The sequence below is a fragment of the Pseudarthrobacter albicanus genome (assembly GCF_018224015.1).
Taxonomy (GTDB): Bacteria; Actinomycetota; Actinomycetes; order Actinomycetales; family Micrococcaceae; genus Arthrobacter; species Arthrobacter albicanus.
Genome location: NZ_JAGPOT010000059.1, coordinates 38,884 through 50,743, shown reverse-complemented (window position 1 = coordinate 50,743; position 11,860 = coordinate 38,884). Strand labels below are relative to the sequence as shown.

General features: G+C 71.5%; 9 protein-coding genes. 5 read left to right on the top strand and 4 right to left on the bottom strand.

What is annotated here, in order from left to right:
• Both J9611_RS13975 and J9611_RS13970 read right to left on the bottom strand, forming a co-directional pair.
• Window positions 1-511, bottom strand: a 511-nt coding sequence (locus J9611_RS13975; RefSeq protein WP_246527813.1) for a YcnI family copper-binding membrane protein, incomplete at its 3' end; no start/stop codon positions are given.
• A 252-nt stretch (window positions 512-763) separates the two neighbouring features.
• The gene (locus tag J9611_RS13970; protein WP_211880980.1) at window positions 764-1,405 is read right to left on the bottom strand and encodes a hypothetical protein; all 642 of its coding nucleotides are present in this window, start codon (window positions 1,403-1,405) and stop codon (window positions 764-766) included.
• Between the two features lie 211 nt (window positions 1,406-1,616).
• Between J9611_RS13970 and J9611_RS13965 the strand changes: the two genes are divergently transcribed.
• The 3 genes from J9611_RS13965 (at window position 1,617) to J9611_RS13955 (ending at window position 8,276) form a co-directional block, all read left to right on the top strand.
• Window positions 1,617-2,270: a DUF4232 domain-containing protein gene (locus J9611_RS13965; protein ID WP_211880978.1), complete on the top strand. Its 654-nt coding sequence runs from the start codon at window positions 1,617-1,619 to the stop codon at window positions 2,268-2,270.
• Between the two features lie 131 nt (window positions 2,271-2,401).
• Entirely contained in the window at window positions 2,402-7,441 is a 5,040-nt protein-coding gene (locus tag J9611_RS13960; RefSeq protein ID WP_211880976.1) for an ATP-dependent helicase, read from the top strand.
• Window positions 7,434-8,276, top strand: a complete 843-nt coding sequence (locus J9611_RS13955) for a DNA-formamidopyrimidine glycosylase family protein (protein ID WP_211880974.1) — start codon at window positions 7,434-7,436, stop codon at window positions 8,274-8,276. The genes J9611_RS13960 and J9611_RS13955 overlap by 8 nt, the downstream gene beginning before the upstream one ends.
• 126 nt (window positions 8,277-8,402) lie before the next feature.
• On the opposite strand, the gene yczE is transcribed toward J9611_RS13955, so the two are convergent.
• Window positions 8,403-9,026 (bottom strand): membrane protein YczE, encoded by a 624-nt coding sequence (gene yczE / locus J9611_RS13950; RefSeq protein ID WP_211880972.1) that lies wholly within the window; start codon window positions 9,024-9,026, stop codon window positions 8,403-8,405.
• Window positions 9,027-9,087: 61 nt separating this feature from the next.
• Here yczE and yczR point away from each other — a divergent pair, with 61 nt between their 5' ends.
• A complete protein-coding gene (gene yczR / locus J9611_RS13945; protein ID WP_211880970.1) occupies window positions 9,088-10,551 on the top strand; it encodes a MocR-like transcription factor YczR in 1,464 nt (487 codons plus the stop codon).
• Between the two features lie 93 nt (window positions 10,552-10,644).
• Here yczR and J9611_RS13940 read toward each other — a convergent pair whose 3' ends face one another.
• Window positions 10,645-11,151: a DUF4188 domain-containing protein gene (locus J9611_RS13940; RefSeq protein WP_211880968.1), complete on the bottom strand. Its 507-nt coding sequence runs from the start codon at window positions 11,149-11,151 to the stop codon at window positions 10,645-10,647.
• Window positions 11,152-11,214: 63 nt separating this feature from the next.
• On the opposite strand from J9611_RS13940, the gene J9611_RS13935 reads away from it, so the two are divergent.
• Window positions 11,215-11,790 carry a TetR/AcrR family transcriptional regulator gene (locus J9611_RS13935; protein ID WP_246527807.1) on the top strand — a complete coding sequence of 192 codons (576 nt, stop codon included), beginning with the start codon at window positions 11,215-11,217 and terminating at the stop codon, window positions 11,788-11,790.
• Window positions 11,791-11,860 lie beyond the last annotated feature (70 nt).

The window sequence follows — 11,860 nt, the reverse complement described above, 5'->3', positions numbered from 1 at the left end:
CCGGGGCCGGGGCGGCCGGGGCCGGGGCGGCCGGGGCCGGGGCGGCCGGGGCCGGGGCGGCCGGGGCCGGGGATGCGGCAGTGACGGCCGTGGCCGCGGCGTCCTTGGCCGTGGTCACGAACGAGGGTGCCGGGTGCTCGGGCTCGGCCTGGCCCTCGACGGTTTTCTCGTCCCACTTCACCACGGACCCGTCGGTGTAGGTCTGGGCCGTGGGCAGCGTCACCGTTGTCCCGGCGTCAGGCAGGACTCCGACGGAGAGCGAGAACGCCTGGTATTCGTTCTGCCCGATCTGGTGGGCTGCGTCGGCTGTCCAGACGACGGAAGTGGCGGCCTTGGTCACGGTGGCCCCCGCGATGGTGACCGGCTGGGGCAGGCTGCTCGTGGTGACCTCGGCCTTCCAGCCCTCGATGGGCTTGACCGAGACGGACGTGAACGGGGTGTCCGTGGGCAGGGTCACCTCGAGCCTGCTGGTCTTGGCCGTCGGGGATTCGTTGGGGACATTGAAGGTCAGGTGCGTGTAGCCGCCGGCCGCCGTGTCATCGGACTCGACATGGACGTGGGCGGACGCTGCTTGCGGCGCCGGCGGCGAGCAGGCCGGCGGTCATCGTGGCGGCGGCGGCGGTCTTGAGGGTACGGCGAAGCGAGGTTTTCATGGCATGGTGCCTTTCACAAAAGGAAACGGGTGGGGGACCGGCCGGCGCAGTGTCCGTCCGGTAAGCAGCGCCACGCCTGCGGTCCTCATCCGTGTGCGAAAGGGACCGTCTCAGGCGGCGGGCACGAATGCCGGAGGGCCGCGCCGGGGCGGCAGACGGCGGCCAAGACAGTCCAGGGGAAGAACGACGGGCGCCGGGGCGGGTCCGGGGACGCGCCCCGGCACGATCGTGACAGGTTCGGGAAGCCGCACCAGGGGGCGCCACCAGGCGGCCAGCGCCGACAGCGCCCGTTCTCCGCGGGCCAGCAACACCGCCGTACCCAGGGTCGCGGCGGCGTGCGCGGCGAACATGAGGCCGTCGGCTCCGGCCGAAGAAGCCGTCATGCCGGAACTGAATACCTCGGCGGGCACGGCAGAGGCAACGTGCCCGGTATGGCTCTGGACCATCGGGGCCGGAACCATGGGTTTTCCGGCGTACAGCGCAGAGAACGACCAGTGAAGCCAGGCCTGCCCGGCCCCGATCAGCCCGGCCAGGACAGGGAAGGACAGCTGGAAGCGCGTCAGCGCGGCCACCGGGACGACCGCCACGGCGCAGAGCGCGGCCAGGACCGCCGGGTCCGGCAACCGTCCGCCGCCGGCCAGGTGTCCGCCGGCCAGGTGTCCGCCGGCCAGGTGTCCGCCGGCCGCGAGGCCGAGGATGATGGATCCGATCAGACTGCTGCGGAACACCCGGAAAGAAGCACGCGTCGTCATCGGCGGTCCTTTCCGGGTGGAGGTTCAAAGCGGGACGTACTGCCGATTCTACGGCCCAGCAACCTTGGAAACGCCTTGGGCGGCTTCCGTGACGCCGGGCCGCCCGGTCCTGCGGCTGGACGCGGGCCCGGAAATCACAATCCGGTCATCAATCAGGACCCGCCGTCGTGGCATCGTTGACTAAGGCAACGGCGGGCATGAAAGTTGAGCCATGAGGCCTCAGCGAACCAAGAACATCCTGGTACTTACGACGGCGGCTGCCGCGGCAGCGCTCCTGCTCAGCGGCTGCGGGGCCGGCGCGGCGCAGCCCCAGTCCACCACCGGACCGGCGGCACCCACGGCAAGCGCGTCGAGCCCGTCGAACAGCTCCGGCGCCTCCGCGGATGAGTCCGCCTCGGCGCCGTCGTCCGCCCCGCCGGGCGCGCAGCCGACCACCCAGTCCGGCCCGGCGCTCTGCAAGGCCGCAGGCTTGACGGCCAGCACCGATTCCACCGGCGGCGGTGCGGCCGGCAGCGTCTACCAGCAGCTGATCCTGACGAACTCCGGCACCGGGCCCTGCCTGCTGAAGGGGTACGCGGGAGTCTCCCTCACCGCGGACGCCAACGGCGAGCCAATCGGTGCGCCCGCAACCCGGGACGAGTCGATCCCGGTCACCGACGTATTGCTCGCGCCGGGCCAGGCGGGCACCGCGGTGCTGCGCTACACCCAGGCCGCCAACTACACGGACTGCACCCGGGTCCCGGCGGCCGGCCTCAGGATCTACCCGCCCGAGGACACCGCCTCGCTGTTCCTCGCCCAGCCCCGGGACGCCTGCAGCAACGCCGGCATCAACCTGCTGATCATCGAGGCCTTCCAGGCCAAGTAGCGCCGGCCGGCGGTGCGCCGGAGCCAGGCTGAGTCGGGCTCGCTACCGGGCTGACGGTACGGCCGGGCCCCGGACCGGACCCCGGATACGGGCCGCCGGATACTGTCGGTGCCGTAAGGCATGATGGAGGAATGAAGGGGCGTGAGCTCGCCGGCGGAGCACGTGCGGCCGGTGCCATGGACCGGTTCAGCCGGCCGACCCGGGACTGGTTCCTGGGTGCCTTTTCCGCGCCCACCCCGGCCCAGGACGGCGCCTGGAACGCCATCTCCTCCGGATCGCATGCCCTAGTCGTCGCCCCCACCGGATCCGGCAAGACGCTCGCGGCCTTCCTCTGGACGCTGGACCGGCTGCTGGCCGCTGCCCCCGCCGGGCCGCCGGAACTGCCCGGCCTGGACGCGGCGGCGCTGAAGGGCACGCGGCGGAAGGCACCCAGGCGGAATACCCGGGTGCTGTACATTTCCCCGCTCAAGGCGCTGGGCGTCGACGTCGAACGCAACCTCCGCGCCCCGCTGATCGGCATCACCCAGACCGCCAAGCGCCTCGGGCTGCCCGCGCCGCTGATCACCGTCGGGGTCCGCTCCGGGGACACCCCGGCGTCTGACCGCCGCTCGCTGCTCAGCCACCCGCCGGACATCCTCATCACCACCCCCGAGTCCCTGTTCCTGATGCTGACCTCCAAGGCGCGGGAGACCCTCAGCGAGGTCGACACCATCATCGTCGACGAGGTCCACGCCGTGGCCGGCACGAAGCGGGGTGCGCACCTGGCGGTATCGCTGGAACGCCTCGATGCCCTGCTGCCCAAACCCGCCCAGCGGATCGGCCTCTCGGCCACCGTGGAGCCCAGGGAGCTTGTTGCGCAGTTCCTGGCCGGATCGGCACCGGTGGAAATCGTCGCCCCGCCGTCGCGGAAGAACTGGGACCTGACAGTCTCCGTCCCGGTGGAGGACATGTCCGATCTCCAGGTCGCGGCCGCGGCGTTCGACTCCGGCCCGGCGTCCGGGCTGCAGCCGCAGGCGTCCATCTGGCCGCATGTGGAGGAGAAGATCGTGGATCTGGTGCTGGCCAACCAGTCCACCATCGTGTTCGCCAATTCCCGCAGGCTCGCCGAACGGCTGACCGCCAGGCTCAACGAGATCTACGCCGAGCGCCAGCTCGTGGCCGCGGGCGGCGGCTGGGATGCCGTGGAGTCCGCCTCCCCGGCAGGCGCACCGCCGGGCGGGGCCACGGTGCCGGCGTCGACGGCCACGCCGGCGCACATGATGGCGCAGGCCGGCAGCACCGCCGGCGCCGATCCGGTGCTGGCCCGGGCCCACCACGGCTCGGTGTCCAAGGACCAGCGCGCCCTGATCGAGGACGACCTGAAGTCCGGCCGGCTGCGCTGCGTGGTGGCCACGTCCTCCCTGGAACTCGGCATCGACATGGGCGCCGTGGACCTCGTGGTGCAGGTGGAGTCCCCGCCGTCGGTGGCCAGCGGGCTGCAGCGGGTGGGCCGCGCCGGGCACCAGGTCGGCGAGATCTCCCAGGGCGTCCTGTTCCCGAAGCACCGCGCGGACCTCGTGCACACGGCCATCACGGTGGAACGGATGCTCGGCGGCAAGATCGAGCGGCTCAGCGTCCCGGCCAACCCGCTGGACATCCTGGCCCAGCAGACCGTCGCCGCCGCCGCCCTGGGCGCCATCGACGTGGAGGAATGGTTCTCCACCCTCCGGCGGTCGGCCCCCTTCGCCTCGCTCCCCCGTTCAGCCTTCGAGGCGACCCTGGACCTGCTGGCGGGCCGCTACCCCTCGGACGAATTCGCGGAATTGCGGCCCCGGATCATCTGGGACCGCAACGCAGGCACCCTCGAGGGCCGCCCGGGCGCGCAGCGGCTGGCCGTCACGTCCGGCGGAACCATCCCGGACCGCGGGCTGTTCGGCGTCTACATCATCGGCACCGAGGCGGAGGGCACCGGCTCCCCGGGCTCCGCCGGCGGTGCAGCCGCGGACGGCAGGGCCGCGAGCCCGGCCGCGGCGGCGGCCAAGGGCGGGCGCCGCGTCGGCGAACTCGACGAGGAAATGGTCTACGAATCCCGCGTGGGCGACGTCTTTGCCCTCGGCGCGACCAGCTGGAAGATCGAGGACATCACCCACGACCGCGTCCTGGTCTCCCCCGCCTTCGGCCAGCCCGGCAAGCTCCCCTTCTGGAAGGGCGATTCCCTCGGCCGGCCGGTGGACCTGGGCCGGGCGCTGGGCGCGTTCGTGCGCGAACTGTCGGCGTCCGACGTCGGGCCCGCCACCGAACGCTGCAGGGCCAGCGGCCTGGACGACTTCGCGGCGAACAACCTGATCCAGTACCTGGCCGAACAGCAGCAGGCCACCGGGGTGGTCCCCTGTGACACCACCCTCGTGGTGGAGCGTTTCCATGACGAACTCGGCGACTGGCGGGTGGTGCTGCACAGCCCCTTCGGCATGCCGGTCCATGCACCCTGGGCCCTGGCCGTCGGGCAGCGGCTGCACCAGCGCTACGGGATGGACGGCTCCGCGATGGCCGCCGACGACGGGATCGTGCTGCGGGTCCCCATGATGGAGGACGAACCGCCCGGCGCCGAGCTCTTCCTCTTCGACCCCGAGGAGCTGGAGCAGATCGTGACGGCGGAGGTCGGCGGCAGCGCCCTGTTCGCCTCCCGTTTCCGTGAGTGCGCCGCGCGTGCCCTGCTGTTGCCACGGCAGACTCCCGGGAAGCGGCAGCCCCTGTGGCAGCAGCGGCAGCGCTCCGCCCAGCTGCTGGACGTCGCCCGGAAATACCCCACGTTCCCGATCGTGCTGGAAACCGTGCGCGAATGCCTGCAGGACGTCTACGATCTTCCCGCCTTGAAGGACATCGCGGCCTCCATCGAGCGCCGCGAGCTGCGGATCGTGGAGACCACCACGCAGCAGCCGTCGCCGTTTTCCAAGTCCCTGCTGTTCGGCTACGTCGCGCAGTTCCTCTACGAGGGCGATTCCCCGCTCGCCGAACGCCGGGCGGCCGCGCTCGCCCTGGATTCCACCCTGCTCAACGAACTGCTGGGCCGGGTGGAGCTGCGCGAGCTGCTCGACGCCCAGGTCATCGACGCCACCGAACGCGAGCTGCAGCGCCTGGCACCGGACCGGAAGGTGCGCGGCCTGGAAGGCGTCGCGGACCTGCTCCGCCTGCTGGGCCCGCTCGCGCCCGGGGAAGTCGCGGCCCGGCTGGAACCTTCATCGGTGGTTGAGCCTGTCGGGGTTGAGCCTGTCGAAACCCCGGTGGTTGAGCCTGTCGAAACCGTCGAGACCCTAGCCAACGCAACCGCGCACCTGGCAGCCCTCCAGCGCGCCCACCGCGCCATCAAGGTCAACGTCGGCGGCGCCGAGCGCTACGCCGCGGTGGAGGACGCCGCCCGGCTGCGCGACGCCCTCGGCGTGCCGTTGCCGATGGGCGTGCCGCTGGCCTTCATCGAGCCTGTCGCGGATCCGCTGGGCGACCTCGTCTCGCGGTATGCCCGCACCCACGGGCCCTTCACCTCCGCCGAAGCCGCCGCCCGGCTGGGACTCGGCGTCGCCGTCGTCGGCACCGCGCTGAAGCGGCTCGCCGCGGACGGACGCGTGGTGGAAGGCGAGTTCCGTCCCCACGCCCCGGCCCCGGGCGAGACGCCCGGCGGGGCGCCGGGCAAAGCAGACACGGGCGCGCCGGCGCCCGCCGCCCCGTCTGTCGTTCTGCCTCTGGCGGGAGTCAGCGAATGGTGCGACGCCGAGGTCCTGCGCAAGCTCCGCCGCCGTTCCCTCGCCGCGCTCCGGGCAGAGGTCGAGCCCGTGGACACGGCCGCGTACGGCCGCTTCCTTCCTGCCTGGCAAAACGTCCGCACACCCGGAAGCCGCCGCGGGCAGTCGGCGCTGCGCGGGCTGGACGGCATCATCACCGCCATCGACCAGCTCTCCGGCGTACCCGTGCCCGCCTCTGCCTGGGAGCCGCTGGTCCTGGCCGGACGGATCACCGACTACCAGCCGGCCATGCTGGACGAGCTCATGGCGGCCGGCGAGGTCCTGTGGTCCGGCGCGGGCCCGCTGCCGGGCAACGACGGCTGGGTGAGCCTGCACCTTGCCGATTCGGCCGAACTGACGCTGAACCCGGCCGTGGACTTCGTCCCCGGCGACGCGCAACAGCGCCTCCTGGACCATCTGCGCAACAACGGCGGCGGCTACTTCTTCCGCCAGCTGAAGGACATCGCCGGCGGCATGGACTCGGTGCTGGGCGACCAGGACGTGGTCGCCGCGCTCTGGGACCTCGCCTGGGCGGGCCGGATCACCGGGGACACCTTCGCCCCCGTGCGCGCCCTGATCGCCGGCGGCCACACCGCCCACCGGCAGGTCGCCCGCGCGCCGCGGGCCCGGGCACCGAGGCTGAGCCGGCTGGGACGCGCCCACGGCACCGGGTTGCTGGGCTCGCCCGGACTCACCGGCGGCCGCTACGGTTCCGTCACCGGCACCGCGCCTGCCCCTCCGCTCGCCGCGGGCCGCTGGTCCGCGCTGCCCGCCCCGGAGCTGGACCCCACCATCCATGCCCGGGCCACCGCCGAACTCCTGCTGGACCGGTACGGCGTGGTCACCCGCGGATCGGTCATGGCGGAGAACATCCTGGGCGGCTTCGGCCTCATGTACAAGGTACTGGCCAGGCTGGAGGAAGCGGGACGGTGCCGGCGGGGCTACTTCATCGAACACCTCGGGGCCGCGCAGTTTGCCGTGCCTGCCACGGTGGACCGGCTGCGGTCCTTCGCCGAGGACACCCAGCTGTCCAAGCCCGAGCCGGTCGCGCTGGCCCTCGCCGCGACGGACCCGGCCAACGCCTACGGCGCGGCCCTGCCGTGGCCTGCCCTCAACGCCGAGGCCGGCACCGGGCACCGGCCCGGCCGGAAGGCCGGGGCCCTCGTGGTGCTCGTCGACGGCGCCCTGATCCTCTATGTGGAGCGAGGAGGCAAGACCCTGCTGGCGTTCAGCGAGGACCCCGCGGTCCTGGCCGCGGCCGGCGCGGCCCTGGTGGGGGTGGTGAAACGCGGCGCGGTGGACAAGCTGATCATGGAAAAGGTCAACGGCCACGGCCTGCTGGACACTCCCGTCGCCGCCGCCCTGGCCCAGGCCGGCGCCTACTCCACCCCGAAGGGACTGAGGATCCGTGCCTGAGGGCGACTCCGTCTTCCGCGCGGCCGCGCAGCTTCACGCCGCACTGGCCGGCCGGCAACTGATCTCCTCCGACTTCCGGGTGCCCCGCTTCGCGACGCTCAAGCTGGACGGCTGGACCGTGGATGAGGTGGTCCCGCGCGGCAAGCACCTGCTCATGCGGCTGCAGGGTCCGTCGCCGGCGGACCGCCTGACCGTCCACTCGCACCTGAAAATGGAGGGGGCCTGGCAGATCTACCCGCCGGGCGGCCGGTGGCGCAAACCCGGGTTCACTGCCCGGTGCGTGCTGAGCACCGCGGCGGCAGACGCCGTCGGGTTTTCGCTCGGCATTCTTGAGGTCATCCGGACCGCGGAGGAGGACTCGATCGTGGGGCACCTCGGCCCGGACCTGCTGGGGCCGGACTGGGACCCCGCCGAGGCCGAACGGCGGATCCGCGCGGCGCCCGGGGTCCCGATCGGCGTCGCGCTCCTGGACCAGCGGAACCTGGCCGGGATCGGCAACATCTACCGCTGCGAGGCCTGTTTCCTCTCCGGCGTCCACCCGGCATCGCCCGTGTCCGCGGTGGCTGACCTGCCCGCCCTCATCAGCGACGCCAAAGCCCTCCTGGAAGCCAATCTGGGGCCCGGCCGACGGACCACCGTGCTGAACGCGCGGGGCCTGCCGGCGGGCCTTCCCATGGGCCGGACGGCCGGCCGGTCCACCTACTGGGTCTACCGCCGCGAGCACCAGCCCTGCCTGAAGTGCGGCACCCCGGTGCGCCGCGGGGTCCTGGGCAGGGCGACGGGGACCGAGGAACGGGACATCTATTTCTGTCCCGTGTGCCAGCCGGCGGCATAGGACCGCGCTCCACCACGCGCCGAGTCCGGACCGGCGACGCTCAAATTACCCCACGCGGCCGGCATTCGGATTCCCGCCGCGCCAGGGATTTTGCGCCTCGCCGGGACCAATCAGCGTCATCGCTCGTCACAGGGGCACGGCCGCGTCCGGAGTCACGGGCCGGGGCGCCTTCACCTCCGGCACCATGAATCGCGGCAACAGGAGCTGCACCAGCGGCCCGATGGCAACGGCGTAGACCACCGTGCCCACACCGATGGAGCCGCCCAGCAGCCAGCCTGCTCCCAGCACCACGACCTCGATGCCGGTCCGGGACGCCCGCACGGACCAGCCCGTGCGCCGGGCGAGCCCGGTCATCAGGCCGTCGCGGGCGCCGGGCCCCAGGCGGGCGCCGATGTAGCAGGCCGAGGCGATCCCGTTGAGGACCACGGCTCCGGCGAGCATGCCGATCTGGCCGCCGAGATGGGAGAACTCCGGGATCAGGGCCAGGCCGGCGTCCGCGAAGACCCCCACCAGCACGGCGTTGCAGAGCGTCCCGACGCCGGGCCACTGCCGGAGCGGGATCCAGAGCAGCAATACCAGGAAGCTGACGATCACCACCACGGTCCCGATGCTCAGGCCGGCCTTGCCCGAAAGCCCCTGGTGGAAGACGTCCCAGGGATCCAGGCCCAGTCCGGCCCGGATGAACATCGCCAGGGAAACGCCGTACATGGCGAGGCCGACAAGGAGCTGGAGGAGTCTGCGGGTCATCATGGAATCCATCCTCCCGGAGAACTGGCCTTGTAATCCATATCCAGTTTGAGATACTGGCCTTATGTCCGGCTCGCTGAACCCCAGTTCCCTTGCCCGCCTGCTGGGCGGGTGGAACCCCGGTGCCGCCCCCGCCTACCGCGAGCTCGCCGACGTCGTGCGCCTCCTGGTCCTGGACGGCCGCGTCCCGCTGGACACCGCACTGCCGAGCGAACGGGCACTGTCCGAAACCCTGGGGGTCAGCCGCACCACGGTCACCGCAGCCTACGCCGGCCTGCGCGAGCAGGGTTTCCTCAGCAGCGGCCAGGGCAGCCGCGGCCGCACCTGCCTGCCCGGGCATGTCTTCGGGAACAGCGCCATCGCGGCGGGCGCCCCCGGCCTCGCCGCCCCGGCCGGCGTCATCGACCTTGCCTACGCCTCGCTGCCGGCCAGCGGCGAAGTGGTGCACCGCGCGTTCGCCGCCGCCCTGACCGAACTCCCCGCACTGCTGCCCGGTTTTGGCTACGATCCCCTCGGCGTCCCCGCCCTCCGCGAGGCGATTGCCGCACGGTACACATCGGCCGGCGTGCCCACCACGCCGGCGCAGATCCTGGTGACGTCCGGAGCCCAGCACGCGCTGAATATCGTCCTGCGCACACTCGCCGGGCGCCAGGACAAGGTGCTCGTGGACCACCCCACCTACCCGAATGCGCTCGATGCCATCCGGTCCGCGGGCTGCCGGCCGGTTCCCGTGGCACTGCCGCCGGCACCCGCCACGGGATGGGATCTGGACGCCGTCGAGGCCGCCCTGATGCAGCACCGCCCCAAGATGGCCTATGTGGTGCCGGACTTCCACAACCCCACCGGCCGGCTGATGCCCGACGCCCAGCGCCGCCGTCTGGTCCGCGCCGCGGCATCCTCCGGAACTGTTCTCGTGGCGGATGAGACCTTGCGGGAGCTGAACCTCGACGGCGGGACGGCAGCACCGCTGGCATCGTTCAGTTCCGCGGTGGTCTCCATCGGGTCACTGAGCAAGTCCCACTGGGCAGGTCTGCGGACGGGCTGGATCCGTGCGGGGGAAAGCCTGATCAGGCGTTTCGCGGCGGCCCGCACCACCATGGATCTGGGCGGCCCCGTCGTCGAGCAGCTGGCCGCCGCCCACCTCGTCGATGCCCTGACGGACCCGCTCCCGGCGAGGCTCGCCATGCTTCGGGAGAACCGCTCTGCGCTGTTGGGCCTGCTGGGCCGCCATCTGCCGCAGTGGCAGACGGAACATCCCGGCGGCGGGCTGACGGTGTGGTGCCGGTTGCCGGCTCCGGCCAGCACCGCCCTGACGGTGATCGCACCGGACTTCGGTGTGAGGCTCGCGGCCGGACCACGCTTCGGAGTGGGCGGAGCGTTCGAACACTACCTGCGCGTGCCCTACACGCTGCCCCCGAAACAGCTGGAAACTGCCGTACTGGCCCTGCGCGCAGCCCAGGACCGGCTGGATGCCGCCCCGCAGCTGCGCCGGACGCTGAAGGACTCGCCAACCGCCGCGATCGCCTGATGCCCGGTTTCGATTGCGGGGCCCAACTGGCTCGCAGTTGTTGCCGTTTTAAGCGCCCAAAACGACAACAACTGCGGGCTACTTGGGGTACAGCTAACCTGCCGCGGCAGTGGCGCCGCCGGCCGGGCGTCCCATGCGCTGTTTCGCCGTATGGCTCCCGGGACCGATGGGTACGTTTGTCGTGGCCTTGGCCAGGCCAAAGAGCGGCATGCCGTTGTACACGGCCTCAATCCCCCTGGCCGGCACCTGGTACGTCTCATGCCAAACGCCCACGTCCCCGCGTCCTGATAGGTCCTTCATGAAACGCCGCCAGGGCTCCAGGTGGGGAGAGTCCCTGTCGGCAGCGAATTTTCGGAGATGCTCGGGGCTCTCCCAATAGCTGAGCAGGACCGTGGTGCGCCCGAACCATTGCTCGAATCCCAGCATCCCCGACGTCGGGGTGCTGGCAAGGTGCCGGAGCATCCTGGGCATCGCCGCGGCCACGCCGGCGACGGCCCCTACCTTCCACCACCGGTTGGCGCGCATGCCGATCAGAAATACTGTCAACGATTCCCGCTCCGGATCGGCGGTAAAGCGTCCCGGGAAGATCTCCTGCGCCATGACGGCTCCTTGGATGGATTTTGTAACATCGTTATGAAACAAGGTTATGAAACAATGGACCACATGGCAAGACCTATCGTGCATAACGAGTCACTGAGGCAGGAACTACTGGCCGTAACCGCCGAGCTCGTTGACCGTGAAGGCCCGGCGCGGGTCACCCTGAGGGATGTCGCAGCCGCTGCGCAGACTTCGACCACGGCCGTCTACTCGCTCTTTGGGGGAAAGTCGCAGCTGCTTACCGCGGTGGTAGATGACGGGTTTCGCTCGTTCCACGAATCCCAACTGGCCGCGGCGGCCGGCGGGCTGCACGCACTGGGCCTGGCCTACAGAGCCTGGGCAACGGAGCACCAGGCCCTGTATCGGCTGATGTTCGGCGGTGCCCTGGCCGCGTATGTGGACTGCGGTCCCAGCCCTGACACGGCAGCAGCAGCCATGACCCCGTTGATCGAGGCCGTGGCTTCCGCCCAGACCGCCGGCGCCATGCGGCAGGCCAGCGTGGACATCGTGGCCACGGCCATCTGGGGCCAGGTGCACGGGCTCGTGAGCCTGGAACTGGCGCAGCTTGGCTCGCCCGAAACCAACTGGAAGTCCGTTTACTCTTCGGCCCTGGACGCCATGGCCCGCGGTTGGGCTGCCTGACACGCCCGCTGCCGCCATCGCCCGACGCGCAGAATTCCCTGTGACGCGCAAAATACCTGACGCGCACGGA